The following is a 26,446-nucleotide window of genomic DNA, read 5'->3' on the forward strand; positions in this document are numbered from 1 at the left end:
ATCACAGAACTTCCATAACCCGGATCACAGCGACTACTAAAAAAGCACGAAGAACTCTTCTTCGCGCCTTTTACATATCATATTTATTTGTACAATTAACACGTTCGTTTAAACTCAAGTTAATGCCTCATTTCTACTTTTTACTATTCTGTTGTTTGCATCCGTTACTTTAATTCTTCATAAATTGGATCTCCCTCTAAGAATTTTTCCTTATTACTAACTGAATTTTAAATGAAGGTTTTAATAAAAGGAAAAAATACCAAGAAGATGTAAATAATTATTGAATAAATGTTAATAATACTTTACATTATGTATATAAAAGTTAACAATTAAATATTTGGAAAGGAGTTAAAGATGCTTCGGAATCGATTGAAAGAGTTAAGAGCAAGACACGGTTTCTCCCAAACAGAATTAGCAAAACATGTTGGTGTTACCAGACAAACCATCGGATTTATTGAAAAAGGCGAATTTTCACCATCAATTGTATTATCTTTAAGATTAGCTAAACATTTACATATTAGAGTTGACGAACTATTTTGGTTGGAAGGAGAGGATTTTGATGAACAAAAATGATTTTCGTGTAAGGCTCCCGTTATGGAACATTGCTTTGTTGGTGATATTGTTAATTTGGACATATGGTGTCGTTTACATGTCTAATATGTTATTTAAAAACTTCGAGGGTGTTTTTGGCTTAAACGATGAAACGGTAGTAATCAACTTCGATAAACTAGCACTACTATCAATTATTCTCGGGGCGGTATTGTTACTAATATTTTTAGTAAGTTATTATTTAAAACTAAATAAACATAACAAAGAAAATCCAAATAGCAAGTTACCTATTTTAGCATTCTTTAAACTTGGAGAATATATAGAAGAAGACGAAATGTTTAATCAAGTTACGCAGCAAGCAACAAAAAAAGTTTATACATTTTATTCTCAAATACTACCTCTATTATTATTAATCATGATTTTTCCGCTTAATCGTTTTGTCTTTATTATTTGTGTTTTCCTAATGTTAATTTTGCAAAATGTTTTATATTACCGTCAAATGATCAAATTTATTGAAGCATAAATTAAGTAAATTAAGGAACCCACAGCTATTATAAAGTGTGAGTTCCTTTTTGGAATTGAAATATGTGCCACTCTCCTGTTCCTGTAACTCAGGTCGTTACTTATGTAAAACCATGCAGAAACAAAATTAAGTAGCTACTTTTGAATTTTACCGCGAAAGACATTAAAAGTTATTGCATTTAATATGAGGGTCACGATCAGAAGAACTGCTGAGACTAAAGCTACAGCATACATTGTGTCAGTAAGAGCACCCCATCTTCGACAGTTACCTTATAGTAGTTATAGAAAATCTGGAAACACAGCGAAATAGCACAAGCACTAATACTTATAAAAGATAAAGTAAACCAATTTGAATTTAACTGTTTTTTACCTCGTGTTAGATTAATTATAGGGATTATCCAAGCAATTAACCCAAGTACGAGGCTCCCCACATTAAGCCAACCTGCATCAATCATATCCATTCATCCTTTGCTTTCGGTTCTACTAAAAAAATGATTATCGTTTCTTATTATATTACTTGCTAAATTAAATCCTACAGTCACGGCGCTATAACTCTGTTTAATTTGCTCTTCACGATTACTAAAATCTTTTGCGCTTAATTGAAACGACAGCTTCTATTGTTATTTTTTAATAGAAAAGTTATTTGTCAAACTCACTTAAATTTTTCGGGTTCTTCTACATAAAAATCAATAAAGCCACAATTTGAACACACATAACAGCGATTTATATTACTCAATGTTTTAGCATTGGGTTTTACATCTGCTTTGTATGCTCTAATTTCATAGGTATCTAACTTAGCTTCAATCATTACTGACTCACATTTAGAACACTTTTTTTCCACTATGAAACCTCCTAAAATAGATTGTTTTTATCTTATGTTTCTTCTAAATTAAGTAAACTGTCCAATATTTAAATAAAAGCATCATTGCAGTTGTTCCAGTACTGCATTCATTATTGGAAGCTTCCAATAATAGAATTGATATTAAATAAAATAACAAAACCTATAAAACCAATTAAATTACAAACAATACCAATCAACCCTAAGCTTCTTCCCTTTTCTTTATACTTCTTGGTTTCTTTCAAACTAATAACACCAAGCAGTAATCCAACTATGCTAAGAAGCGATCCTTCCTTAAATAAAAACAGCCCTATAATAGTTAAAATCCCTATGCCTAAAGAGCCTGCTGCTTTATTATTTACAACCATATCTGTAGCTTTGCTATCCAAAATTATCACCCTTTATTATGTAAATAATTAAATATAAGTTATATGGATTTATAATAAATAACGGTAGAGTGCAGTTCTCCATCTGACGATTTAGCATAATAAGGAATTTTACCAGCTTGAATATAACCAATTGAAGAATAAAGAAGATTAGAAGGATCTCCTTCTCTTGTATCCAGAACTATTAATGATTTCCCTTCCCGCTTGGCTCGTTCTTCAGCTTCAATCATCAGAAAGCGACCAATACCGTTACGTCGATAGTTAGGGTGCGTCATTAGCTTTGCAATTTCAGCTCTATGATTACCATTTTGCTTATTACATAGGTGCAATTGTACACTACCAGCTATCTGATTGTTAATCTTTGCGACGAATAGAAGAGTGTCTGGACTTAATAAATTTTCCCAATACGTATTAGCCACCGTGAGTTGTAGTGGTGGTAAAAAACCAATTGATGCATCACCCTCTACTACTCGTATCAAAAGTTCAGATAAGTCATCAATATATTCTTCAATGGATTCTATTTGTTCAACTTTCACATTGCTAATCAATGAAATCACCTCTTTAATATAATTGTATTGCTCGATTTAAAAGAGACCCTCTGAAATGTAAAGTAAATATTTCGACAATGAAAATTAAAATACCTTTTTTTAATAATCCTACTCCTTACCCTTTCAAATTATATTCCCAACTCCAACATCTTACCCGTTATCTTTTCTACCCTTCTATCAATATCTGTCCCATCAAACTTTGGAAGCTTTAGTTCGTTCACGATTTTCCCATCAAGCATAAACATAATACGTTCAGTTCTCGCAGCAACCTTCGCATCGTGAGTAACAAGCATAATTGCAGTACCTTCAATGTTAATTTCGAAAAATAGATTCATAATTTCTTGCGTCGATTTTGAGTTAAGCGCCCCTGTTGGCTCATCTCCAAAGATGATTTTCGGATTACTCATAAGAGCACGGCATATTCCAGCTCGTTGAAGCTGACCTCCCGAAACTTGTGTTATATCACGATTTTCCAGTTCCGCAATACCTACATTCTTCATAAGCGCTCTTGCTTTTTGGGTAATATTTGCGCCATTTTTTCTATTGTCGCGCATAGATGGTAGGATGATGTTATCAAGGATATTTAGATTCTTCAGTAAAGTCGGCTGCTGAAAAACAAATCCCATTTTTGTTCTACGTATGTCGGCAAGTTCATTTTCGCTGAGTGCCAATAAATCTCTGCCTTCAAACGTAACCTTTCCATAATCCACCTCTTCCATGCCACTTAACGCAAACATCAACGTCGATTTTCCCGAACCTGAAGGTCCCATAACTGAAACGAATTCTCCCTCTAATATTTCAACAGAAACACCATTTAGAACATTACGCTTCTCAGTAGCCTCTCCGAATGATTTTACAATGTTTTCACCGATAATTACCTTATTCATAAGCTACTCCTTTAAATTTTCAGATATTTTAATTTGTCCTGCTCTAGATGTACCAATAATTGTTGCGACAATTACTGAACAAGCCATCATCAGCGGACTAAGCAGATAAGCTGATACTGGATTAATTGCGAATGTGAATGTCGCTGCTCCAAAAGAGGAGATGACTGCTCCTGCAAGAATTTCTCCTAAAGTGTTGGCCAAAAGTGTGCCAACGACAATTCCAACAAACAGAACGAAACCTGAACGCGAAACATACTGCAATAAGATATCTGAATTTGTAAAACCGGTCGCTTTCATTACGACAATAGAATATCTGTCCTTTATAACAAGCATTTTCATAAACAACAGCGTAACAAGGACCGTTATAATGAGTGCTATGGCAATTGCGGCATAGGAGGCTTTTCTGATAGAAATAATTGTCGAGCCAAAGGTCTGTTTAATATAATGATCAATGCTCGAAACCTTTGCGAAATTATATTTGCCCGCATATTCCGAAACCTTACTTGATACATGAGATTTGTCCGAAAGTTCCGCGGAGATAACGCTCCACATAATGTCCGCCGAATTGTCGGTGAAAACAGCCTTTGCAGTTTTACCTCCGTTAGTTACGTCAGAATAAACCCCGCTAACAATGAACTCTTTCTCTTTTTCTGCAATCACAAGCGTAATGACATCGCCGACTTCTTTGTCGAACTCATTAGCGTTTATAGTCGAAAGTGCAATTTCATCTTCTCCTACGGGTAGTCTTCCTTTAGAGTAATTTACAGGAAATATCGAATGATCCCCAAGCTCAATTTTTAAACTTTTAATAGAGCTGTCACCCATCTTAACTTTGAATGTTCTTGTTGTCAGGGCTACATAGCTCAAAATGTCTCCATCACTTTCCATTTTGTTAATTATTTCATTGGTTTTTTCAGGAATATTATTAGTCTGCTGGATGTCAATGCGCAAGTCGCAGTTTCCTACCCCCATATATGTGATGAAGCTTTTTGAGGAAATCGTGGTGTAGAGGTTTTGTGGGACAATCATGATAAACGACGATATCACAAGAACGGTAAGCATCGTAGCATAAATTCCTTTTCTCGCCAAAACATCTTTAATACCAAGAAAAATATTCGTGTTAAGCTGCCTATTCCTACTCAGCAAAAAATGCCTTCCAACCGCATATTTTCCCTCTGAATTGCCAAAGAGGATAGCTTCTGCTACCGAAATTTTTCGAAAGCGCCTCAGTACTCCGTTTACATAGCCAATAATTGCAAGGAAAACAAGTAGAACCCCGATTATTCCGAAAAACGGGGCAAAAGATGAGTTTTCACTTTCTCCCATATAAAGCCTTATATTTTCAAGAAGGATACCTTGAAACATGAATGAGAGCGCCAGTCCAAGGATGCTCCCTACTGCCGCAACCGCAGCATATTTCGCAAGATAAATCTTCTTAATGTCGGATATACGCAAACCTATTGCCTTCAAAACTCCTATTTGGCGGTAGTCGTCCTCAATTTTCGCAAGGAGCGTAAAGCGAATGCACAAAAATGCAATTCCAACGACAAGTGCGCTAATAAGTAGGATAACTGCAATCATTAGTCCGTCTGAAATAGCGTTAATTATTTTAAAAAGCGGATATGTAATCGTCGGTCCGTTTGCTTCAAGTCCAGCAAAGACATAAGCATCTTCAAATTTGCCGAGTTTCGACAAATCCTTTAATCTGAACTCAATCAGATACTCCGTACTCCCAAAGCCTTCTATTTCAGCATAATCGTTTTTACTAACAAGAAACCTCTTTGATGATGAGAGTGTTGAATTCATCTGCGAATCTCGGAGAAATCCTGTAACAGTAAGTTCCTTCCCTCCAATTACTGCCTTGTCACCGACCTTTGTCGTGTTGTCTTTCATATAGGAGATTGGAACGTAAAGTTCGCCGTCATTTACCTTAATCACATTTCCATCAAGGTCTAGAAGAAAATCAAATTTTTCACTCTGCCTAGAGAACCCGTTATCTTGAACATTATTCGCAAGAGAGGTCTCATGCAATAGTATCTCTGCGCCTTCAACGTTAAGAAATTCAAGTACCTGAAATTCATCCACTAGGCTATTTTGTTCTGCAAAAGTCGTAAGCCGCTCAGTATCAATTTCACCCGTATGCATTTGCATAAAATGTGGAGTCTTAGCTTGGGTCATAAGTGTATCTATCGCGCCTGAAAGATTTACAACGAGTATTGCAGCTAGAGAAACTAGCATCGCCGCAGCAGCAATAAATATCATTGTCGTCAGCGTTACCAGTTTATTTTTTAAAATGTCATTACGGATTATCTTGTAGTACATATGTCACCTCCCTATTAAAACTTTACTATCAGTCTGTGAATTTATTGATACTACTATGTTACTATATATTTCGATTCGTTTTTTGATTATTTTGTAAATATTATGAAAAAAGTATGTCCAACAACGAAGAAAAACAAGTTTTCTGTCGCATCTTTTTTATGTAAAAAAAGACCACAAAAATAGTAACGGGTTCTGTATCCTATCGCAAAAGCATTAATTACAGCCAAAAATGTAGATGGAATTGCACCTTTATTTGGAACATAATTTACGACTATTAAAAAACATAAATAAAATGGCTCTGTTCACATTGAACCGAGCCATTTTTAGAAATTCTTATTTTTGTTTGTTGTACTAACGCATCCGTAATTTAAGTGTATTAATTCACAAGGTTACAACTGGCACTCCTATAGCTACTCCGTGCAGAACAAGCGATAGCAGTTGTTTCGCTTTCGCATTTCGTTAGTTGAGTTCAATTAATGAATAAACAATAAAAAACAATATTAACTGTTAACAACATAAAGAATTTTTTAATTGAATGAAACTTTACTTGTAAATAATAGACAACAGACCAGATTAGAATTACTGCAAATGGCAGAGTAAGGATCTGCATATTTCCTTCAGGTCCGGTCACTACTTTTTATTTATCTTTTTGGAACAAGATGGATTCTTCTTGTATTTCTTTCATCATATCCACCCAATACTTACGAGTAATAATAGAAGTCACGACATAATATTGACTAGATATTTTTCTCCAAGCTAAAGTAGTGTTATATATAGGTTCTAATACTTCACGCTCATCTGCTGAAAAAGTTATCATATCTAACCTATCTAAGTTAGCTTCTATAAAATTATCTTCTATATAAACTAAAGCACTTGCCATTAAATACGAAGTTGTCTTAGTCGCATTCTCTAAACCTTGAGCACGATTAGGATATATCGCTCTAGCCATTTTTTCAATTTCATAACTAGCATCTTCAATGGTCTTATAAGCACTTTTTAATTGCATCCATTGTGCATAAGGAATTTGATTTTCATCCATTGCAGTCGTTAAAATACTTGAGGCGGTATGAATTTCATCTTGAATACTGTGTACCCTTTCCATTAATAGTGGATTTAAATAGTTTTGTTGGTTACTTACTTCTTGATGTTTCTTATAACCATAAAGGACGGCAATAAATAATAGAAAAACCAAAAAATAATACTGTTTTTTTGACAAATTTATCATAGAAATTTCCTCAATTCTAAAACTATTCAATATTAATTTCTTCAACATTCGCATCCGTTTGTTAAATAGTGGATTTTTTCTTCACTAAATCTATAAGGTAATGAACTTGTGCAATTATATATGATAGAAGAAAAACAGTTACTGCACCAACAGATAAAATGGTTGTTTCTAAAAAGTTGCCACCATCAAAGAATCCATTTCCCAGAAAAAAGATAACAAAGCTAATAACTAATGTAATGAAAAAAATACTAATATACTTCCTCATTTAACCTTCTCCCCCTAATTTCTAATCAGACCTTATTCAACAAACCTGCCATTTACTCGAATAACAAGATTATTAAATTATCAATTCAACACCTCACATTATTTTCCTATTGTTGTTATAAAAAAGCTTTTCTTCTTAATTAAAGTAAAGCGCCCGATAGTTAAAGAAGGAACTGTGGATTTTTATTTCTCTTTAAGCGCTTCTTATTGATAATCAGTTAAAAAATCATTAATTTCATTTACACTTGTTGTCCTCAATACAATCCCTTTGTTATCCAAAACAATGAAAGTAGGAAATTCTCTAATTTCTAATGACTCTATATATTCTTTAGCATTTTCTTTTTGGTGAAATGAAAGGAGTCGAAAAACGTTCGTATCCACTCTTGAATAATCAAATGTATCAAATTCTGTTTCCGTTCCCTCTGTCCAAAATGAATATAGGTGAAATTGATTTTCGTCTTCGGCTTTCATTTTACTTAGCATTCTATTTTCTCTCATATTGGATAAGTTATCACCAAATGAACAAGCAGTTAATAACAACATAATAGTAATAATCGTAATGATAATTCTCAATTTCTCACCTTCTTTCTTCTTTTTCCTTCTTTTACAAAACTGCTCAATACTAAAACAAAGCGCTACTGTCACTGTTCCAGTAACGCTTCCGTTAACGCAATAAGAAAACAGCTACTAATAACCCTTTATTTAATAAGAGCTTTGATAAATTAATTTACCATCTTCTGCATATCCAGAGATATGACTTTTTAATATGTCTTCGCCACCTTCTTTAGATACAGAATACCAAAACATTCTCTTATCGACTTCTACTATCGTTGCATCTCTTTCATTATTATTATACTTGACTATAACTTTACTAATTTCAGGGTCAAATATCTCTCCAATAGAAACTGAATAGTTATCTTTATAAACAAAATTGGTTGACATAGGATGCTCAGGTTCTGGGTGTCCCGCACTTAATGCCTGTTGATATTCCCAACTATTCTCTTGTTTGTTAAATTGTAGCACACCATAGCCAATATCAGTGTAGTAAAGAGAAATAGCTTGTTGCTCGTTTATCTCCTCAGTGTGGAATACATTATCTAAACTAATGTCACTATCCGAAACAATGGATTGTTCTATAGTTTTATTTTCTTCCTCACTACAACCTGAAAGTAAAATGAAACAAACTATCAATATTGAAATTACTAAACGCAAAAAAATCAACCCTTTCAATAATATTAGGTACTTGTATTTTCTTTTCTTATTCCACATTACTGCTTCTTTAGCGACACAACGACTGTCCCAACCTGTTCCACAATTGCCTCCGTTACTTGAGGAAGAATTAAATTATTTTTTTGATGAATTCTGCTAATTCATCCCTTGTATTTAATAATTTATTTTTTTCATTTTCGTTATTTAGTGGCTCTTCCAAATAAAAGTCAGCAAACGATTGATGTTTGTACCTTGGTACAACATGCATATGAAAATGAGTTAACTCGCTAAAAATTCCTCCATTTTGACATATCGTTATCCCGTCAGGTTTGTAAAGTGCCTTAATAGCCTTTGAAATTAACCTTGATGCCTGTATTACGGCATTTGCGGTATCTTCATTAAGTTCGTCGACATCTTCAAAATGCTCTTTGGGTAGTATCATAACATGACCTTCATTAAATGGGTCATGGTCTAAAATACAACAAACATATTCGTTCTCGTAGACTACATGTACAGGTAATAATTTATTAGCTAAACTACACCCTAAACAATTCAAATTCACACTCTCACCTCTAACATTACCTTCTGTATAAGACGCTTCTTCTTTTGCTAAACTGCTTCAATAATGGAACAAGAGCAGCGAAAGCTTCTTTCACTATTGCTCTCCGTTTGTTTAAGTACAATCTTCCACAAACAACCCATCTTATTTAACAATAAGATGATTTACATTCTTTTGACAAACTGCCTTTCTTATTGTATCAACGATTACATTTGGATTCTCTAAATGAATAGAATGATTGTTATTTGTTCTAATTTGAATAGTATTATTAGTCAATGCACTAAGCAGATTTTGATGCTCTATCCATGTCGGGTCTGAATTATTAGAACTAATAACAGTTACTGGAAAATCTTCTAACAGTTTAGGAGCATTTTTAACCTGTAACGCTGACTTCTCACTTAATAGAAATTCTTTATATACCGCTTCGAAAGATTTGGGATGGTAGCCTAAATAGTTAGTATATTTTTGAAGTGGTTCAGAAAGATATTTTCTTCCTATTGGTTGTTTTAATAGCTTAGGAAGACCTAAACCAGAGGTCAAATAACCAAATCGAAATAGATTTAGATTTTTGCGATGTGACTTTTGACGAATTGCATCCCATTCTTGGGTTAAATATCTTTTTTCATGTACTGCATCGATGAGAATTAACGATGCAACTTTTTCTGGATATTTACTTGCGAATAACCTCATATTTAATCCACCAAAGGAGTGACCCACTAATATATAGGGTGGTGTAATTTTTAACTCTTCTAATATATGTAATAAGTCATATACAACATTTTCACTTGTATAAGGTTCATGGCTTACTGAACTCCATCCATAACCCGCTCTATCGAATGAAATTACCCTTGCAAATTTAGATACCTGCGGTTGAATATAATGCCAATCTAAAGAACAGCAACTTAATCCAGCATCTAAGATAACTGTATAATCAGTTTCCACCTTATCAGAAACTATTGTATGAATATACCTATCTTGTATTTTTATCTTCTGTCCAATTTCTTTTAAATTCCTTCTTTTATTAAGGTATATATTGGTTAATGTAAAAGGAAATCCAACCACTTCTATCGCGGTCTTAATCCATTTTTCAGATTTCAATTTAATCTCCCCCAATATTCTTGAAATACAAAAGTGATTCCGGTTAAATAACAAAATAGTAGTATTAATAAGAGTAAATGTATTTTTTATTCATTAAACACTCTTAATTAGTTAGCAAAAGAGCGATTACCTTTATTGAACAATCGCACTCCGTTGAATAAATGTATTGAAGAAAAGTATCTCTACTTTCGCTTATAGGCGATTTAATACTGTAATATAGCAACCATGTAGGATATTGTGTTTCATTCCACTAAACTCTTTCTCTAAGTGGATATAAATTTCATTCAATATAGAATTTCTCTCATTTTCATCAAAACCGGATAGCCACGATAGTGAACCTACTCTTCCGCACCATTCCTCATTAGTAAAAGTAACGTTGTATTTAAACTTATACGTTTCTTGTAAGTCAAATTGATGTTCTTGCCATTCCTTATACCACTCAACTGGAAACCCGTTAATCAACTGCTTCGAATTAGCCTTTGAACCCGCAGATTTCAACTCCCCGTTTGGCATATATTCTTTAATAATATCAAGAGTATCCGCTATAACTTTACCTTTAGAAATAAACCCTGAATCCATAACAATAAGCGAGCCATTGTCCTTTAACATCCTTTTTATCTCAGTAAGAGTTTGTTCACTCTCAAACCAATGCCAACCTCTTAACACGGTAATATAATCATATGTATCTTCCAACAAGGTCGTAGATTCCGAAAAAGCATTAATATAATTAATCATATAACCTTCATTTTTATCCATTTCTTTTGCTTCTTGGATTAACTCCTTAGATGGTTCTACACCAACAACAACTGCTCCTCCCTTGTGTAATACTCTACTTAATACACCCGTTCCAGAACCTAAATCTGCCACTTTTTTATTCTTAAAATTAATACCTCTATGTTTTAAACTTTCCAGTAGCTCAATAGGTAAATCATTTCTAAACTTGGCGTAGTTTTTTGCGACATTACCGAAATTAACCTTCATATCATCCCCTCCAAAAAGTATCAGTTACTCCAATTCATATAATATGGTTGCTCAGATTAAACTTTCCTGACCTTTACTTGATAAAGTAAATTTTAACACTATCTACCAATTACAAAAAACAATTTTTAAAAAAATAAATGGACCTGGTGGTTTTATAGGTACCAGGTCCATTTATTTTTTTACTAAAGCTTATCTTTAGTTTAAGTGAAATTACACACATAATATTATCCTTTTATAATAAGCCGTAATGATTTATTATCCTCATAAGTCGTTCAGAATTCTCTGTAGAGACACTTTCAGATAATCTTGCGCCAGCAATGACTGGAGCCCATAGGAAAACCTCAGACCTTAATATTCCGCTCTTTTCACAATAAAGTCTCAAGTACATATCAGCTAACTCAGACGAAACTTGGGAATATAAAAGATAGGTCCGATATACATCAGCACGGATGTCTCCTGCACTCGAATCTACCCAATCTATAACTACCACTTGGTTATCTGTCTTAATCAGATTAAATAAATGAAAGTCTCCATGACAGAGCCTATTTTCGTAAGTAAATGATTCCAATTTATTTAACAAAACAGACTTTTGTTTTCTATCTAAATTATTTACAGTCTCAATTTGACGGTATAATTTATCATACATTGGTTCGATTGCTTCTGGATTAGCATTAATGCTATGAATTTCCAGTTGCATATCGACTGAAATAGCCAAGTAATATTCCGTTCGTTCTTTATCTTTATACAATAAATCTCCTAATGTTTCTCCCTTAACATATTCCATTATAATTGCTTGTTCTCCATTTATCTTAGTAACATCATAAATCTCGGGTACAGGAAGTCCACATGAATATGCATATTTTTGCTTATTTGCTTCATTTATGGATTCCATATCAGGCAAAAAACCGTTAAATACTTTCACTACTTTGTTGTCGGAATGATAAATTTTTGCAGTATTTCCTTTTGCTATTGGAAAACCTAAATCCATTGGCTTCTCCCCTTACATTTTTAATTAGTCTGCTCAATAGCAACATAACGGGTGCAATAGCTTACTAAACTATTGCATTGGTTTGTTAAAGAAGAAACAGTTATGATTTACTTAGTATATCATCAACAAACTTCTTCTTTTCATCGGTGTATAGACGTTCTTCATTAGGATATTTTAATGCTAACCTCTTTTTTAATGTTTCGTATTCTCTTGCTTTTTCAGGATTCTCATTAAGATAATCTCTAAAATAAATATGCTCTTTCCACCAAGTACCGTTATGTTCAACTATGTGCATTATATGTGTCTTAGTTAGGTTTTCTAAGTTAGAGAATTTAGCAAAAACTACTTTTCCTTCAAGACGTGCTTTCGACAAATGGTAATATCCATTTTCCTTTAATCTCACTTTATCGAATTTCTCAACTTCATCTAAAGATTCCACTCCAACGAGTATGTCGATGATAGGTTTTGCATTTATACCTTCAATAGCTGTACTTCCGAAATGCTGAATGTCATACAAATAAACACTGGACAGTATGCAACTAATCCAAAAACAATACCAATATTAGATAACCCTTTTATAGCGTTATTCTTCCTTATTGGAATTATCTCATTATTCAAAACTATTTTCGTATATATCAAGAAACTTTGATAATTCCACGCCTTGTTCTTGAACAATTTTATCCTTCACAGTTACTTGCCACCCATATTTTTTGTATTCTTTATAGTTACTATCACTAACGGGTTCTAAATCAAACTCCATAGCTACTGCTTCAAAGGCTTCCTTGTAGTCCAGCTTTGCCTGTTTTAATGCTTTTTTAGAATCTTTAAAAATAGGCATTCCTTCAACATTAGCTCCTATTTCGTATGCCTTTTTATTACCAAAATCAATACTTAATTTACTAACATCATATTCATCAACAACTGTTGCTAAGGATTGGTTATCACAAGAAACTAACAAGATGATTGAAAAGATAATAAATAAGCCCCTCATATATACCTCCATTTATCATTCTAATTTGTTATGACCTTATAGAATAGACGTATTTCCATAAAATAAGTTTCATAACTATTTTCACTAACCTGCTCGTAAGCTTAAGTACATTTCTTCACAAACTTAGTATTAATCTCTATATTAATTTAACATAAAATACCAATACCCTTATTAGTTTTTTAATAAGTTTGTTATTCAAATTAGAACTGTAAGGTATATTTGAGTTATAAGTACATGGATTTGTACCTTTATTTGCGTATGTATACTGTTGAATATACATACGCAAACTCATCTACAAATCAGATTACAAAAACCACTAATAATTAGGACTAATCCCTTTATACAAACAAAAAGTGCCTACCAAATTAACTAACATTTTGATAGGCAAATCACTCTACATTTTCTTTGTTTGCGATAGGTAACGGAAACTGTTACAAAAATAGTGGTCTTCTTTTTCTTGAAATTTTCAAGCAGCTTATAAACTACTCGTATCTTCTATTTTTAAGTTTTGAAGAGATGAAAACTCTTCTTTTAATATCGAGTACATTTTTAAATCTTGATGTTTACCCTTTACGAACATCCCTTTTCTAATTATCCCTTCAAAAGACATCCCTATTTTCTCCATTACTCGTTCCGAACCTCTATTTTCTACAAAACATCTTGCTTGAATACGAACCAAATCCATATTGTCAAAGCCAAATTTAATAATTTCATTTGCAGCTTCTGTTGTAATACCCATTCCCCAATAATCCGGAGAAATGACATATCCGATTTCAGCGACATGATGGTTTACTTGCCAAGACACAAAATCAATAGTTCCGATAAATTTCCCGGTTTCTTTATACTCGATCCCCCAAGGCGCAACTTTCCCGTTCTCGTATTGGTTTAGGACAAAATCAACAAACCCTTTTGAATCAGATAATGTCTTATGCGTTTCCCAAGTTACGTATTTAGTTACTTCACCATTAGAACCATAGTCATACATATCTTCAACATCATTTAAAGTTACTTTTCTTAATATAAGTCGTTCTGTTTCTAATGTAGGTAAATTGCCGTATATCTTTTCACTCTCCATAAAACCACCCCTATCATTGTTAGTTTTGTCAATTATCTATTAAATTTTCACTATTTAAAGAAACCCTTCTTGATTACACGTAGCACTTCACTAGAGGCTTATTATTGTTGATACTCCTCAATTTTCTCTCTTAGTAGAAGAAATATAATAATAAACTTGTAAAGGAAGCAAATAGAACTCCTAAAGTAAATGACGTAACGACAGAATAAATAATAAATTCTTTTAAGCTACTTTTGTTATGCCCTAATAAATATTTAATCAATGATACAAGAACAGTAGTTTGAATAACAATAAGAAACCATAGTTTCATAAATATCACCCCTTAGAGTAAAATGTTTCAGTTATAAAGCGTTTTTGGTTTCTCCTGCTAAAACAATTACAAATCCTGTAACATAAAATGATCGTAAACTTACCTATTAGACTCTGGAACTACAAATTCTACAATCGCATCAATGACTTGTTTTTCCCAGCTATAAGCGTTAAATGTATGATCAGCTTCTTCAATTGGAACAAGTGTCGCTTCTGGATAACATTTCTCTATGTATAATGAAGAAACACCGTATGGGACAGCCAGGTCTTTTGTGCCGTGGATCAGTAATACCTCATTTTTATAGTTTGCTGCTTGTGGCCAAACCTCGAGTCTTGCCAATTCGTCGACAAAATCTTGTCCAACTAAATTTCCATCAAGATCATAAGCATTGAGGCTCTCAATATATGGGACATCCTTCACACGTTCCAAGATCAAATCCCTCATCGTTCCTGCCGGTGCCATTAGGATCAACTTCTCTATTTGATCTGTTAACTTACCGGCAAGTAAACTCGCAACAAGTCCTCCCATACTAAGTCCTAGAACAACAATCTTTTCTTTAGCTACACTTGAATTGCTAGAAACATAGTTAAAAATTGTCTCAGCCTCCGCAACTTCATTAATAACCGTCATGTCCTCAAAATTACCATCACTTTCACCACTGCCAAGAAAATCAAAGCGAAATGATGCAATTCCTTTTGCCTCTAATGCTCGCGATATTTTTAAGAAAATACGATGTGGCTCAAGCTTCGTTCCTGTAAAGCCATGATACAATATGACCGTCGGAAACTGCCCATCCCCTTCTGGAATATGTGCCATCCCACGTAAAACTTGATCATTATGTACAACTTCAACTGCCTTTTGCATTCACGTTTCACTCCTATGATCTGTTTCTTTCTAAGTTTAGTTACACTCCTTCACGAAAATGAGTGCAAACTATCCTTGCACCTTACGATAAGCTCTTCTCTCTGCGTATTCAATACATTTGTAACAAACGTTTGCCTTTTGTCCTTTAATTTCATACTTAGTAAAATATCCTTGCTTACCCTTACATAGAAAACAACCGTTGCTTTTTTTACCTAGCAACGATTTTAAAAAATTGAGTATTGTAATCCACTCCTTAAGACGATTTTCATAATTTATTTAGATACCTATAAAATTTATCCCTATTTTACATATTCTACAATTATACTACTCTATTATCCATAAATCTCCAACAAATCTTTTTTTAGAAGAGTATATATCCTATGTTCAAAAATTATACCGACAATCTCTGGCTCTATTCCTCTTCACTAACCTTGAATTGAATATTAGCGACTTAGCCTTTGTCTACACGTAGTTTGCATCTAGCTAATCGAGAAATGAAGATTTAAAAACACTTCCTCTATGAATTTTTAAGAATTTTGCCCGTTTTTTTGGTTTCGGAAGTTGGCGCCCACAGAATTTGCATAGGATGTATTTGGCATGCTCTAAACGCATGGAGGAGCTTGGGTTACGAAAGTCAGTTTGACTTTCACCTAAATTGGGAAGTGACCTTATATCGTCAGGGGTTGGGAGTGCATGAAAGAAGTAGGTTTTGTCGTCGGCGTCGATTTGAATTAATACGGTCAGTGCTGCATCATGTCGCTTTGTATAGGAGTAAAACTGCAAGCCGACTTTTCTAGCAGATCCTTCTTCCACTAATTTTTCAAGGACTTCTTTTTTTAGTGAATAAAAATGAGCAGCATGTTTATCGACTTTTGTTTTTAAATTAATGACATACAGCGCTTTAGCGATGCGAGAGATAGGAATTTTTGTTATAGGTTCAGACATTATAACTATTCACTCCTTTTCATTAATACTTTGACATTTCTCACCGTTATTTTAACGTTTTCCCCTTATTTTTCAAGGCTATCTCTGTTAAATTCAAAAATTTGCCTAATACGAGTTAAGAGGCGCTCACGGTTTATTTCACAACGAATAGAGGCTGGGACAAAAGTGTATACCCTGTAAATAGCACCTACAGGAAAGTTCACTTTCTTTGTTTGGATGTTTTGTGTCGATCATATTTACATCCATAGCTCTCTTAAGGTAATCATGTTCATTTATAGATTGAGCAAGGAACGAAAAATTCCTGATAACTTACCACAAAAAAAGCTTTCCAAAACAACTACATTTTCGACCTGTATGTCATACAAACGTTCCACGCTCTGTTTTATCATTTCTTCATTTAGTTTTTGCATGATCAAATACCTACCCTTATAATTCCATATTAAGCTATAAAATTTAAATCCATGATCACATAGGTTTAACGTTTCTTTTTAATTAAATCTATAATGTAGTACAATTGCGAAATTATGAATGAGAAAAGAACGATACACACCATTCCAAATAGGAAAACAGCATCCTCAGCAGTCACAAACGGGAATATAGAACCAATAATATGAAGAACAACTACACTTGCAAGTGCAGTTAAGAAAAAAATACTAATATACTTGTCCATAAATTCTCTCCTTTATGATTATCAAATCATTCACTTTAAATTTCTCTCTAATGTTTTTCTTCACTACATCGTATTTCTTAATGAACTAACGAATTCATTTCCCTTTAGAGGAACCTGTAAATGGGTTTATTTCATACGTTAAATCTTTCCCTGCCTCTTTTTCTTCTTTCGAAATTCTCTTTCCTAATGAGGAATAGTACCAAATCGAAGCACTTAATGATAATAAACCACCTATTGTTGTTATCCAAAAGACTGCATTTTCCAAATATAACACCTCCAATTAAAGTTTCATCGTAATTTGTAATTATCTTAAAAGAGCAAGAAACTTGTTAAATAAGCATCCTCATATGAGTAAGTTAACGCTTTTCCCACAATCTTTTTACAATTCTTAACTCTCTACCATCAAAAGTTAATTTATATATATCGGGCATATCAAGATTTCTCCAAAAAGTGAAGTCATACTGTTTATCAAAGTAATTCATAATTAAAACCATGATATTGCCATGTGTACCGATCACTACGTTTTTATCTCTGTACTTTTCTATTACAGAATTAGTAGCTTCTACCCCTCTTTTTTGAGCAACATTATTGGACTCTCCACCTTGCCATGAAAAGTTATAATCCTCCCACACTTTGGTTATTGCAAGAGTGAAATCTTCGGTAGGGACAGTGGTTAGTGTTCGTTCTTTAAAACCATCTACAATTTCAACGTCTTTATCTATGAATAGAGCTATACCGTCAACCGTTTGAACGGCACGCTTATAAGGACTTGAAACAACAATATCAATCCCCTCTGTTTTCAAGAAGTCAGTGACCTTCATTGCATCTGTCAATCCGCTTTCCGATAATGGCCTTCCTAATTCATCGGGAGTATAAGTAGAGTGTGCATGTCTAACAAAATATAAATTCGTCAATTACATATCAACTCCTGAGGTTAATTTATCACTCTTAGTAAAATATTAGAAAAGGAAGTACGTTTATTGGTAGTTAGCAGCTAACAGTAGCGCAAACTTATGGGCTCGTTAGCGTAACATTCTGTTTAAATGCTAATAACTATCCTGCAAAAATCAAATTTGCAACTGCTAATATGACAGATAGAATTGATAGATTGAATAGTACCCTATAAATCTTCTTTTTTTTCGGATTTTCATTAGCTAGAATTAAATTACTTATAGCCAGAAACATTGTTAAACAAAGTACGAACGGGAAGATAGACTGTCTATCACTAAACCCTGCCCATATGACTATGCTCGTTGACAATATTGTTAAGATTAATAATAATACCTTCAAATAAGATTTCATTTTTTTATAACTTAGATTAGTTTCCATGTATTACCTCTTCTTCAATCATTGTTAGCAATTGTACCAATCATTTGCTTGATTTAGTTTTCATTTTCGCACCATAATGCCATTCATAATATTCTTGGAACACCGGGTTATCAGAGTAACTGGCTTTTAATGTCTCCATTAGGTCTTGCCAATGTTTTTTGATCGTTTCATAGTCTCCTTCAACTAACCTTTCTTGATCGAGATTTTCATTAATAAAACTTAGTATTTCGTGAAGGGATTCTAAAGTTGAGACCATTTCTTCTTTGCTTATATCTATTTCCCAAAATTGATAAGCAATGTAATCATGATTAATATACGAATATATTCTATCGAACAAATCATACATTTCGGCCATACTATCACCTGTATTTCTTGGAAAAGAAAGACTTATATAGGTAAGAGAATCAACCAACCCATTCCTTGTTATCTGTAAACTTTCAGAAATTCTACTGACTGTTTGAATTAACCGATGCTCTCCATCAAAATCATTTCTTACCATACTCGCCAGAGCCCTAGTTTCAAGCGTTGATACTTTTATCCCCATCTCTACATTATTGATAACACCTTGATGTCCTCTTACAAGTAACTCATAATGCTTCGAATTTTTAGATATAAAATAAAGATTAGATATGATTAAACCAAGAATTAATAAAATAACGATAAACTTTTTGATAATAGATCCTCCTAATCAAATATATTAACTTGAACATCTTCCTCTAATTGTATAAGTAAATATTCCCTTTTGCATTAAGAAATGTAAAAATTTATAAAAAATAGTCAAAAATATGAAGTTTCCTTGATTTTTATAAAAGAAGAATGTAAAGTAAACTTAACGTAAAGGCAACTTTACAATAAGAGGGTGAAAATGTGAAAAATAATATTAAAGAATTGCGGTCAAAACATGCCTTAACTCAGGATGAATTAGCTGAGAGATTAGATGTATCTAGACAAACGATTATATCACTAGAAAAAGAACGTTATAATCCATCGATCACATTAGCATTTAAACTTTCCCGTGTGTTTAACTGTCAGATTGAGGATGTTTTTATTTATGAGGAGGAATAAAGCATGAAAGCTACTATAAAAGCAAAAGAAAACCAACTAATCTATTTACTTTTAGGTATCTTTTTAACTGGGATGGGCATTTATTTAAACTACGTGAAGATCTTAAATTGGGAATTTCCCGACTCGATTATGTTGCTAGCTTTGGGAGTAAATCAACTGATGCTCGCATATCTTTCACCGCATCTATTCCCGAAGGATAAACGTTCTAAAGCTATTATGGGAAAGGCGATGGTTATCAATTATTTCGTGCTATTTGCTACTATTCTCGTTCTTTTTTTACTTACAAGTTCGTTTGGACCATTAATACTCGACGCGAGCCAGGTACTTCAATTGTTATTTTGTGTCATGGTTATCGCAATTCCGGGAACGATGGTCGTTTATTCAAGGCTAATTTAGTTGCGGCGGCTTAAACACTTAGAGGATACTTCTTTTTTCCTATAGTATCCTCTGAAAAAACAGCGACGAACGACTGCTGAAGAAGTTTGCGCACTCTCTAGCTAGTCTGTTCCTTAATCTTTTGAATTACTTCTTGATAAAAAGATGTTTGATGTGGTACGAATTTATCTCTGTTAACACTTTCTTCAATTAAAACCGTATTTTCATCATTATCTATTTCAAAACCACGGATTTCAATTTCATCTCTTTCCCCAAACCATAGTTGAACAAAGTCAATAAAGTTAGCTCTAACTATTCCCGAAACTTCTTCTACTTGAAGTGTAAAGTCATCAAAGCTATTTTTGCTCTTATATAGAAAAACATTTGCTAATTCTTTATCTATGAAATTTTCTTTCATAACACAATAATCAATTACACCTAACTCGATTAAATCCTCAAAAGCTACATCTATGCCTATTTCCTCTTTTATTTCTCTTACCCCATCCTTAACTGTCTCATTAGCTAATATATGTCCAGCTGCAGTAATATCTAAAAGGTTAGGATAGTCTTTTTTATTTTTACTACGAAGCTGTAAATATATATAATCCATCCCTTGTTCATTTCTAATAAACCAACAGTGGAAGGCTTCATGCCAATGCCCGACCCTATGTACTTCACTTCGAGTAGCAACTCCTATTTGGTTTCTATTTTCATCAAAAATCTTTAATAATTCTTGTTCCCCCACATCCACAACCTCCGCTAAATCCAATCTATCCACACTAAAATCTAGTAACTTTAATTTGCTTAACTCTACTATTCAATTCTACAAACCCACCAATTGGGAATGTAATGATTGGTTGTGTATGTCCGAAATCAACATCGTACAGAACTGGTATAGATTTTAATATAGGATGTTTATCAAGAATAAATAAAAGATGTTCTTCGGTCATTTTTGATACACGCTGGAAACGTCCAATGACTAGTCCTTCTATTTTCCCTGCTACTTGTAATAAAGATGTGATGTCTCGAGCAAATGTTTCAGGGATCGTCATTTCATCATCTTCAATAAATAATACCTTTCCTTGGAGGTTTGGCATATATTCCGTACCTTGCAGCAGATTCATTGTACACAAATTCCCACCAAATAATTGCGCACAAGCTTCTCCCTCGTTATAAACCTTCCAACTGGTCACTTCAAACTTTCTATCATCCTGATTTATGTACCAAGCATCATCGCTCCATTGTGTAGAGGGGTTAATGATATAGCTCTCATCTTGCATTAAACATTTCTTAAAATACTCAGTCTGGTACTCTTGTGCTTTTTCCATTTGAAAACTCGAAAAATGTGGTCCAGAATATGTAATTAATCCCGTTTTCGTTGTAATAGCAGATGCAATAGCTGTTATGTCACTATAACCACAAAACACTTTAGGATTTTTTTGAATACAATCATAATCAATATATGGAAGTAGCTCATTACTATTAAAACCGCCTATTACCGTTAGAATTCCTTTTACATTGGTATCTTGAAAGGCGTCATGTAAATCTTCAAGTCGCTCAGCAATAGAAGAGGAATCCTGTATATCATTTTTAAAGATGTGTTTTCCAAACGTCACAATAAAACCCAAATCTTCTAGACGTTTTTTTGCTATTTGTATCCCTTCCTCTGATAAAATACTTGCACTACAACTTGGAGCAATAACTCGGATTTCATCTCCAGTTTTGAGTTTAGTAGGTGTTAGCATAATTGTTCTCCTCTCATATTAACTTTACTTTTATGTATGTTCCCTTAAGGAAGGTGGCATCAGCACGACGGGTACGTTGAACGCCTCAACGTTACCTTTAGCCGAATGTAATCAGCGCGACGGGCACATTGAACGCTTCTACGTTCCCTTTAGCCGAATGTAATCAGCGCGACGGGCACATTGAATGCTTCTACGTTCCCTTTAGCTTGAAGGGATCAGCGTGACGGGCATGTTGGCCAGCTCTAATCCCAGTGATTGAACACGATATCTCCAACTCGTTTCGGCTTCCAATATTTTATGTTTACTAGTTCAGCAGCATTTAGTTCATTTTCTTTGTCGATCACGATTTTACCTTTTTCTTGTCTAATCCTTAATGCTTCGTTTAACTCATTTGCACTTAATATTCTGTAATGATGCTTAAACCCAAATGACAATTGATGATGATCTATAAACGTAATATCACCAGGCAGTACAGACGAAGCAAAAGCGATAAAAGGGTATTTTCCATTTAGTAATATAAATATATTATCGCCTAAGATAGTTATATCTGTTTGATAGTAATTTTGTGCTCCCTCTGGCTCTTTAAAAGACAAGAGACTGCCACCTAAGCTCAATACTGTCGTAAAACATAGACTTTTAAATTGGTTACCATCAACAAGTTTATCATCAGGACTATTAAACCCACTCACGCCATTTAAAAGAATCATCAATACACCTCATAAAAGTAGTTTAAGAACCTCACTTAAAAGTAAATATTTTATAATTACCAGTATCCGAAGAGAATTTTAAAATATTTCCATCCGATGGTATCCCTTCAAAATAAGCTCCAATACAGCCTGTGGTACATCTGTGACCTGAAATAATAATATTTAATTCTTTTTTTCTACCATATTGATTTTCAAGATCTTTCATAAAATTAAACACTCTTTTAACAAATTTATTCGGTTTTTCAACACCTTTATAGACAGTAGAATCGGGTAATGGACCAGCCATCCTTACTTCGTTAATTTGTAATCTGTCAGCTTCCCCTAAGTCAAAAACGTCTAACCTTTCATCCGTAACGGCTTTTAACCCAGTAACAATTTCTACTGTTTGGACAGCCCTCTCTTGTGGGGACGAAAAGACTAAGTCAAACTTTAAATCTTGTAATTGATTTCTTAATGTTTCGGCTTGTTCTATCCCATACTCGTTTAATGGTAGACCCATTCTTCCTTGGAATTTTCGTTCCTTGTTTAAATCTGTTTGACCGTGTCTTATTACATAAATCACGTTTAATATCTCCCCTAACTATAATAAACTAAATAATACTCATCTCACCTTTATTTTACCCTGTTGACTTGACCAGATCCGCTCCAAAAGAGATACTAATCAAATCGATCCTCAAAGCCGCTTCTTTCCAATAATTCTTCAGGATTCAATGCTGTCCACTCTTCAACGGTTAAAATAGGGTTATTTTCGAGAAAATCTTGAACAATTTGAAACCCGAGAGCGTAACCGAAATAACTTGGAAAGCCTTCGCCACCAAACATCACTGAATTGGTAAACTGAGGATTATATGCATCGATTGTTAAAAAATCATTTAGTTTGTTCCAGTATTCTTCTTCATTGTTGGTTGAATATGAAGGAAGCCATGCATTTGGATATAGCATATGTTTAAATGCTTCTGCCCTCCCTTCAAAAATTAAGTATTTCAACAAGTAAAAAGGCTGACCTGTATAATGTCTACTTGTCCAAACACTATGATGATATTCATGAGCGACAATTCCACCTAACTCCTCATTGGAACTAATATAACGATCATCATATAAGAGTGTAATTTTACCAGAACCTACATTGACACCTGCAAATTCAACCGTTGACAACCTGGGTAAAACACAAACTGTCGTATCTGGACCAGGTAACAATTGAGCTGATTTGAGTAACGCCTCTTCAATTTGTTCTTCTAAATCGGCCGACTTCATCTTCCCAATCTGAATTTCTAAATGATCTAAGTTATCGTAGCCTTCGACCGTATTAAAATAAGGCATCATTAATTCAAGGTATTCCCCGTCTCTGAAACAAGCATCCCACACTGGTATAATGACGGTCTCCTTAAATACAGCCCTCAAATTTGAATTTTCGTCATTTCTCACTTGGGTAATGTACTCTTCAATACCTTCGTATGCAGATACAATCGTAAACTGTTGATCAACTTCACTCGTTGTATGGGAAAAACTTCGAATAGTTATCCCGTCCTCAGCAACTTTCGTTTCAACAACTGTGCGCTCGCATCCAAGAAACAGTAAGATTATTATAATTAGGAAGAAGATTTCATAGTTTTGTTTTCTCATGAGCCAACTCCTTTTTCTAATGAAAGTTCCTACTATCTACGAATAGAAAGAAAAAAGGTTCCAGGAAATGGTTAAGCAGTTGCTTATAAAAGGACTATAAAAATGAAATTGGTTATTGACCTTTTCTTAAGAAAAATGATTTACCTTTTTCACAGCACCAAAATATCTAATAAGCTATTCATTTGTTTTGTTCAATTTTATTTAGGTATTCAATGAAAATTATTATGGTATAATTAGTCGAATGGTATAGTTTGTGAATTAATGAACTAACGAGGGAGGTTTTTCAAATTCTTTTTGAAATTATGATTATTTCATTATTCGTTTTTTTGTTTTTTTATATTTTACGTAAGTTTTCGGATATTCATTATGAAAATTACGGTTCATACACTGGTACGAAGGAAAATACAAAAATGTGCTCTTCGTGCGGAAAAAGAATGAATGACTCATACCGTGGAGAACAAACGCCTAATATTTGTGGGAATTGCCGTTAATCTTATTGGAAAGTTTATATTGAACAAAATAAACTTTTCTATTAAATTCAGATCTATCGCTCGAAGTGCCTTAGTTGAAGATGAAAATTTTTTTTAAGAACTTACTACATTGTTGTTAAAAGATTAACTTGTAAATTGCAAAATCATAAATCGCAGAGTAACATTTGAAATCGCATAAATAATATAGTTTTAAACCACTGTATTATATACATTAAATAAAGGCATGGAAAAAATTCTCCATGCCTTCTAATTGTTGTAAAATAACGCTCCTTTAAAAACAATGACTCAGAATCATAAATTCATATTATTTTTTTAGGTCGATGACAATAGGCTCAAGCTCAAGTTTCGTATGACCTTTTCCGTAATTGGAACTAGCAATTTGAATAGGCTGAATGATGAGTTTGCTCGCTCCCTCTTTAACCCTACCAAAGTCGCTCGTTCCTTTAAATGTTTTGTAGTCATCAGCTGTCCATCCAGCGCCTGCAGATCCATTCATGTACACATGACCGAGGTCATCAGTTACATGAAAAACTGGTGTCACACTTGCCCATACTTTAAGCAGTTCTTCTAATACCACTTGTTCATAGTTAATCACTGTGGATACATCGGTGAACTCAACAGATTGAAGTGTAAAACTTACCGCCTCATGCTGCACGGTTTGATTAACTAGTCGCAAATCGCCTTCTAAGCGGTTCAATGAAAAGGAAAATGACCAATCCCCTTTTACTTCTAAATCATTTGTTGGACTGTAAAATGCTTCTGGCTCCCAAATGACCTCGATTGTTTCTTGTTGTTGGTTGTCTCTTAAGATTGGGGTGAAAGTTGACAATCCCACAAAGCGATTTTCATTAATTTTCGTAATCCTACCTGTGCCGCTACTACCACCTTTTTCGGGAACATAAAACGGTTCACGTACCTGTATAAATCCATCAAAATTATGATCAGTTTCAATTGCGTAAGACACTGTAACATTTGTGCCATCAAATACGGCATTGTCAATCATGACCGTAATACCATTACTTGATTGTACGAGACCGATTTCAGTCGAGAACTTCTCAAAATTCTCATAGTCTTGCTTTTTATCATCAAAAAAAGTAATGAAGTTGTCCATAAATGGAAGTTGTGATGCAATAGATGGCATCGCAAAAGCAACTGAAGTGATAGATAACCCTAAAATAACTGCTGCTACTAATGGAGATTTAATTCTTCTTTTTTGTTGCTCTGCTTTGGCTTTTTTCACACCCAATTTAGACCTCTCATGTAAATCTTTTGGAATTTTTATTTTTTGTAATTCTTGATTTATATTATTGTTCACAAATATCCCCCTCCTTAAAATGTTTACGAAGCTTATCTAATGCACGATAAAGAATTGATTTTGCCGTTCCAAGTGGTATGTCCAATATCTCAGATATTTCTTTAAATGTATGGTTGTGATAAAACTTTAACAGAACAATGCTTTTTTCATCCTCTTCCAATCCATCTATCAATTCTTGTAATGAGATAGAAAAGAGAATATCTTCATCCTCTGTTCCAATAATTTCCTCAAATTCTGGTTTAAGAAAAACCACTTTTTTATTTTTCCTAATTACATTCGTTGCACAGTTCATTGTAATTTTCATTAACCAGGTCTTAAAATACTCTGGTTTTCTCAATGTATCAATCTTTTTAAAAGATTGATAAGCTACTTCTTGAACAACATCTAAAGCATCGTCTTTATTTTTTACATAGACAAATGCCATTCGATAAATGTCTTCTTCATATTGCTGGAAAAGCTTTAAAAAGGCTTTGTCGTTACCTTTTTGAGCTTTTTTGACTAATCTAATAATTGGAATTCACCCTTTCTTTTTGCGTCTTACATCTATTAGACAAATCAAAGTCTA

Annotated in this window: 35 protein-coding genes; 4 read left to right on the plus strand and 31 right to left on the minus strand. The window is 33.6% G+C overall.

Features of this window, described 5'->3' with window-relative positions; all coding sequences use genetic code 11:
• The first annotated feature begins 354 nt into the window (after positions 1–354).
• Together ACK4M9_RS03775 and ACK4M9_RS03780 are read left to right on the plus strand one after the other, a co-directional pair.
• Positions 355–573, plus strand: a complete 219-nt coding sequence (locus ACK4M9_RS03775) for a helix-turn-helix transcriptional regulator (protein WP_409848157.1) — start codon at positions 355–357, stop codon at positions 571–573.
• The gene (locus ACK4M9_RS03780) at positions 560–1,072 is read left to right on the plus strand and encodes a hypothetical protein (protein ID WP_409848159.1); all 513 of its coding nucleotides are present in this window, start codon (positions 560–562) and stop codon (positions 1,070–1,072) included. The genes ACK4M9_RS03775 and ACK4M9_RS03780 overlap by 14 nt, the downstream gene beginning before the upstream one ends.
• 651 nt (positions 1,073–1,723) lie before the next feature.
• Here the strand turns inward: ACK4M9_RS03780 and ACK4M9_RS03785 are convergent.
• The 24 genes from ACK4M9_RS03785 to ACK4M9_RS03900 all read right to left on the minus strand — a co-directional run bounded on the left by ACK4M9_RS03785 (position 1,724) and on the right by ACK4M9_RS03900 (position 19,059).
• Complete coding sequence (locus tag ACK4M9_RS03785; protein ID WP_409848161.1) at positions 1,724–1,912, minus strand: hypothetical protein; 189 nt, start codon at positions 1,910–1,912, stop codon at positions 1,724–1,726.
• A 110-nt stretch (positions 1,913–2,022) separates the two neighbouring features.
• The gene (locus tag ACK4M9_RS03790) at positions 2,023–2,298 is read right to left on the minus strand and encodes a hypothetical protein (protein WP_409848163.1); all 276 of its coding nucleotides are present in this window, start codon (positions 2,296–2,298) and stop codon (positions 2,023–2,025) included.
• Between the two features lie 38 nt (positions 2,299–2,336).
• Positions 2,337–2,840 carry a GNAT family N-acetyltransferase gene (locus tag ACK4M9_RS03795; protein ID WP_409848279.1) on the minus strand — a complete coding sequence of 168 codons (504 nt, stop codon included), beginning with the start codon at positions 2,838–2,840 and terminating at the stop codon, positions 2,337–2,339.
• Positions 2,841–2,971: 131 nt separating this feature from the next.
• On the minus strand, positions 2,972–3,730 hold the full coding sequence (locus ACK4M9_RS03800) for an ABC transporter ATP-binding protein (RefSeq protein WP_409848164.1): 759 nt from the start codon (positions 3,728–3,730) through the stop codon (positions 2,972–2,974).
• A gap of 3 nt (positions 3,731–3,733) precedes the next feature.
• Entirely contained in the window at positions 3,734–6,052 is a 2,319-nt protein-coding gene (locus tag ACK4M9_RS03805; RefSeq protein WP_409848166.1) for an ABC transporter permease, read from the minus strand.
• Positions 6,053–6,689: 637 nt separating this feature from the next.
• Entirely contained in the window at positions 6,690–7,307 is a 618-nt protein-coding gene (locus ACK4M9_RS03810) for a hypothetical protein (RefSeq protein WP_409848168.1), read from the minus strand.
• A gap of 31 nt (positions 7,308–7,338) precedes the next feature.
• A complete protein-coding gene (locus ACK4M9_RS03815; protein WP_409848170.1) occupies positions 7,339–7,542 on the minus strand; it encodes a hypothetical protein in 204 nt (67 codons plus the stop codon).
• Between the two features lie 203 nt (positions 7,543–7,745).
• Complete coding sequence (locus ACK4M9_RS03820; RefSeq protein ID WP_409848172.1) at positions 7,746–8,114, minus strand: hypothetical protein; 369 nt, start codon at positions 8,112–8,114, stop codon at positions 7,746–7,748.
• A 129-nt stretch (positions 8,115–8,243) separates the two neighbouring features.
• Positions 8,244–8,753, minus strand: a complete 510-nt coding sequence (locus ACK4M9_RS03825; RefSeq protein ID WP_409848174.1) for a hypothetical protein — start codon at positions 8,751–8,753, stop codon at positions 8,244–8,246.
• A 127-nt stretch (positions 8,754–8,880) separates the two neighbouring features.
• Positions 8,881–9,312, minus strand: a complete 432-nt coding sequence (locus ACK4M9_RS03830) for an HIT family protein (protein ID WP_409848175.1) — start codon at positions 9,310–9,312, stop codon at positions 8,881–8,883.
• A gap of 141 nt (positions 9,313–9,453) precedes the next feature.
• Complete coding sequence (locus ACK4M9_RS03835; RefSeq protein ID WP_409848177.1) at positions 9,454–10,407, minus strand: alpha/beta hydrolase; 954 nt, start codon at positions 10,405–10,407, stop codon at positions 9,454–9,456.
• 192 nt (positions 10,408–10,599) lie between these two features.
• Positions 10,600–11,388, minus strand: a complete 789-nt coding sequence (locus ACK4M9_RS03840) for a class I SAM-dependent methyltransferase (protein WP_409848179.1) — start codon at positions 11,386–11,388, stop codon at positions 10,600–10,602.
• A 232-nt stretch (positions 11,389–11,620) separates the two neighbouring features.
• Positions 11,621–12,376, minus strand: coding sequence for a phosphotransferase family protein (locus tag ACK4M9_RS03845; protein ID WP_409848181.1), 756 nt, complete (start codon positions 12,374–12,376; stop codon positions 11,621–11,623).
• A gap of 100 nt (positions 12,377–12,476) precedes the next feature.
• Positions 12,477–12,893, minus strand: a complete 417-nt coding sequence (locus tag ACK4M9_RS03850; RefSeq protein ID WP_409848183.1) for a GrpB family protein — start codon at positions 12,891–12,893, stop codon at positions 12,477–12,479.
• A 93-nt stretch (positions 12,894–12,986) separates the two neighbouring features.
• Complete coding sequence (locus tag ACK4M9_RS03855) at positions 12,987–13,367, minus strand: hypothetical protein (RefSeq protein ID WP_409848185.1); 381 nt, start codon at positions 13,365–13,367, stop codon at positions 12,987–12,989.
• A 475-nt stretch (positions 13,368–13,842) separates the two neighbouring features.
• Positions 13,843–14,442, minus strand: coding sequence for a GNAT family N-acetyltransferase (locus ACK4M9_RS03860; protein WP_409848187.1), 600 nt, complete (start codon positions 14,440–14,442; stop codon positions 13,843–13,845).
• A 130-nt stretch (positions 14,443–14,572) separates the two neighbouring features.
• A complete protein-coding gene (locus ACK4M9_RS03865) occupies positions 14,573–14,752 on the minus strand; it encodes a hypothetical protein (protein WP_409848189.1) in 180 nt (59 codons plus the stop codon).
• 99 nt (positions 14,753–14,851) lie between these two features.
• A complete protein-coding gene (locus tag ACK4M9_RS03870; protein ID WP_409848191.1) occupies positions 14,852–15,616 on the minus strand; it encodes an alpha/beta hydrolase family protein in 765 nt (254 codons plus the stop codon).
• Between the two features lie 483 nt (positions 15,617–16,099).
• On the minus strand, positions 16,100–16,561 hold the full coding sequence (locus ACK4M9_RS03875; RefSeq protein ID WP_409848193.1) for a YkyB family protein: 462 nt from the start codon (positions 16,559–16,561) through the stop codon (positions 16,100–16,102).
• Positions 16,562–17,036: 475 nt separating this feature from the next.
• Entirely contained in the window at positions 17,037–17,231 is a 195-nt protein-coding gene (locus ACK4M9_RS03880) for a hypothetical protein (protein WP_409848195.1), read from the minus strand.
• 94 nt (positions 17,232–17,325) lie between these two features.
• Positions 17,326–17,496: a hypothetical protein gene (locus tag ACK4M9_RS03885; RefSeq protein WP_409848196.1), complete on the minus strand. Its 171-nt coding sequence runs from the start codon at positions 17,494–17,496 to the stop codon at positions 17,326–17,328.
• Between the two features lie 91 nt (positions 17,497–17,587).
• Complete coding sequence (locus ACK4M9_RS03890; protein WP_409848197.1) at positions 17,588–18,145, minus strand: histidine phosphatase family protein; 558 nt, start codon at positions 18,143–18,145, stop codon at positions 17,588–17,590.
• Positions 18,146–18,284: 139 nt separating this feature from the next.
• The gene (locus ACK4M9_RS03895) at positions 18,285–18,560 is read right to left on the minus strand and encodes a hypothetical protein (RefSeq protein ID WP_409848198.1); all 276 of its coding nucleotides are present in this window, start codon (positions 18,558–18,560) and stop codon (positions 18,285–18,287) included.
• Between the two features lie 40 nt (positions 18,561–18,600).
• Positions 18,601–19,059, minus strand: coding sequence for a hypothetical protein (locus ACK4M9_RS03900; protein WP_409848199.1), 459 nt, complete (start codon positions 19,057–19,059; stop codon positions 18,601–18,603).
• 368 nt (positions 19,060–19,427) lie between these two features.
• Here ACK4M9_RS03900 and ACK4M9_RS03905 point away from each other — a divergent pair, with 368 nt between their 5' ends.
• Both ACK4M9_RS03905 and ACK4M9_RS03910 read left to right on the plus strand, forming a co-directional pair.
• Positions 19,428–19,625 (plus strand): helix-turn-helix transcriptional regulator, encoded by a 198-nt coding sequence (locus ACK4M9_RS03905; protein WP_409848200.1) that lies wholly within the window; start codon positions 19,428–19,430, stop codon positions 19,623–19,625.
• Positions 19,626–19,628: 3 nt separating this feature from the next.
• Positions 19,629–20,021 (plus strand): hypothetical protein, encoded by a 393-nt coding sequence (locus ACK4M9_RS03910; RefSeq protein WP_409848202.1) that lies wholly within the window; start codon positions 19,629–19,631, stop codon positions 20,019–20,021.
• Between the two features lie 97 nt (positions 20,022–20,118).
• Here ACK4M9_RS03910 and ACK4M9_RS03915 read toward each other — a convergent pair whose 3' ends face one another.
• From ACK4M9_RS03915 to ACK4M9_RS03945, 7 genes are all read right to left on the minus strand, one after another.
• A complete protein-coding gene (locus ACK4M9_RS03915; RefSeq protein ID WP_409848204.1) occupies positions 20,119–20,745 on the minus strand; it encodes an NUDIX hydrolase in 627 nt (208 codons plus the stop codon).
• A 34-nt stretch (positions 20,746–20,779) separates the two neighbouring features.
• Positions 20,780–21,745 carry a S66 family peptidase gene (locus ACK4M9_RS03920; protein ID WP_409848205.1) on the minus strand — a complete coding sequence of 322 codons (966 nt, stop codon included), beginning with the start codon at positions 21,743–21,745 and terminating at the stop codon, positions 20,780–20,782.
• A gap of 242 nt (positions 21,746–21,987) precedes the next feature.
• The gene (locus ACK4M9_RS03925; RefSeq protein WP_409848206.1) at positions 21,988–22,452 is read right to left on the minus strand and encodes a hypothetical protein; all 465 of its coding nucleotides are present in this window, start codon (positions 22,450–22,452) and stop codon (positions 21,988–21,990) included.
• 31 nt (positions 22,453–22,483) lie between these two features.
• Positions 22,484–23,014 carry a histidine phosphatase family protein gene (locus tag ACK4M9_RS03930; RefSeq protein WP_409848207.1) on the minus strand — a complete coding sequence of 177 codons (531 nt, stop codon included), beginning with the start codon at positions 23,012–23,014 and terminating at the stop codon, positions 22,484–22,486.
• Between the two features lie 95 nt (positions 23,015–23,109).
• On the minus strand, positions 23,110–24,075 hold the full coding sequence (locus ACK4M9_RS03935; protein WP_409848208.1) for a DUF2268 domain-containing putative Zn-dependent protease: 966 nt from the start codon (positions 24,073–24,075) through the stop codon (positions 23,110–23,112).
• 795 nt (positions 24,076–24,870) lie between these two features.
• Positions 24,871–25,881: a DUF4179 domain-containing protein gene (locus ACK4M9_RS03940; RefSeq protein ID WP_409848209.1), complete on the minus strand. Its 1,011-nt coding sequence runs from the start codon at positions 25,879–25,881 to the stop codon at positions 24,871–24,873.
• Positions 25,871–26,398 (minus strand): sigma-70 family RNA polymerase sigma factor, encoded by a 528-nt coding sequence (locus tag ACK4M9_RS03945; RefSeq protein ID WP_409848280.1) that lies wholly within the window; start codon positions 26,396–26,398, stop codon positions 25,871–25,873. The genes ACK4M9_RS03940 and ACK4M9_RS03945 overlap by 11 nt, the downstream gene beginning before the upstream one ends.
• Positions 26,399–26,446: the final 48 nt, after the last annotated feature.

Source organism: Anaerobacillus sp. (assembly GCF_046314235.1).
Classification (GTDB): Bacteria; Bacillota; Bacilli; order Bacillales; family Anaerobacillaceae; genus Anaerobacillus.

Excerpts from the sequence above, each read along its gene's own strand:
- ACK4M9_RS03775 (WP_409848157.1), top strand. The coding sequence starts at position 355 with ATGCTTCGGAATCGATTGAAAGAGTTAAGAGCAAGACACGGTTTCTCC.
- ACK4M9_RS03780 (WP_409848159.1), top strand. The coding sequence starts at position 560 with ATGAACAAAAATGATTTTCGTGTAAGGCTCCCGTTATGGAACATTGCT.
- ACK4M9_RS03800 (WP_409848164.1), bottom strand. The coding sequence starts at position 3,730 with ATGAATAAGGTAATTATCGGTGAAAACATTGTAAAATCATTCGGAGAG.
- ACK4M9_RS03805 (WP_409848166.1), bottom strand. The coding sequence starts at position 6,052 with ATGTACTACAAGATAATCCGTAATGACATTTTAAAAAATAAACTGGTA.
- ACK4M9_RS03815 (WP_409848170.1), bottom strand. The coding sequence starts at position 7,542 with ATGAGGAAGTATATTAGTATTTTTTTCATTACATTAGTTATTAGCTTT.
- ACK4M9_RS03840 (WP_409848179.1), bottom strand. The coding sequence starts at position 11,388 with ATGAAGGTTAATTTCGGTAATGTCGCAAAAAACTACGCCAAGTTTAGA.
- ACK4M9_RS03845 (WP_409848181.1), bottom strand. The coding sequence starts at position 12,376 with ATGGATTTAGGTTTTCCAATAGCAAAAGGAAATACTGCAAAAATTTAT.
- ACK4M9_RS03855 (WP_409848185.1), bottom strand. The coding sequence starts at position 13,367 with ATGAGGGGCTTATTTATTATCTTTTCAATCATCTTGTTAGTTTCTTGT.
- ACK4M9_RS03860 (WP_409848187.1), bottom strand. The coding sequence starts at position 14,442 with ATGGAGAGTGAAAAGATATACGGCAATTTACCTACATTAGAAACAGAA.
- ACK4M9_RS03865 (WP_409848189.1), bottom strand. The coding sequence starts at position 14,752 with ATGAAACTATGGTTTCTTATTGTTATTCAAACTACTGTTCTTGTATCA.
- ACK4M9_RS03870 (WP_409848191.1), bottom strand. The coding sequence starts at position 15,616 with ATGCAAAAGGCAGTTGAAGTTGTACATAATGATCAAGTTTTACGTGGG.
- ACK4M9_RS03875 (WP_409848193.1), bottom strand. The coding sequence starts at position 16,561 with ATGTCTGAACCTATAACAAAAATTCCTATCTCTCGCATCGCTAAAGCG.
- ACK4M9_RS03880 (WP_409848195.1), bottom strand. The coding sequence starts at position 17,231 with ATGGACAAGTATATTAGTATTTTTTTCTTAACTGCACTTGCAAGTGTA.
- ACK4M9_RS03895 (WP_409848198.1), bottom strand. The coding sequence starts at position 18,560 with ATGGAAACTAATCTAAGTTATAAAAAAATGAAATCTTATTTGAAGGTA.
- ACK4M9_RS03900 (WP_409848199.1), bottom strand. The coding sequence starts at position 19,059 with ATGGTAAGAAATGATTTTGATGGAGAGCATCGGTTAATTCAAACAGTC.
- ACK4M9_RS03910 (WP_409848202.1), top strand. The coding sequence starts at position 19,629 with ATGAAAGCTACTATAAAAGCAAAAGAAAACCAACTAATCTATTTACTT.
- ACK4M9_RS03920 (WP_409848205.1), bottom strand. The coding sequence starts at position 21,745 with ATGCTAACACCTACTAAACTCAAAACTGGAGATGAAATCCGAGTTATT.
- ACK4M9_RS03925 (WP_409848206.1), bottom strand. The coding sequence starts at position 22,452 with ATGATTCTTTTAAATGGCGTGAGTGGGTTTAATAGTCCTGATGATAAA.
- ACK4M9_RS03935 (WP_409848208.1), bottom strand. The coding sequence starts at position 24,075 with ATGAGAAAACAAAACTATGAAATCTTCTTCCTAATTATAATAATCTTA.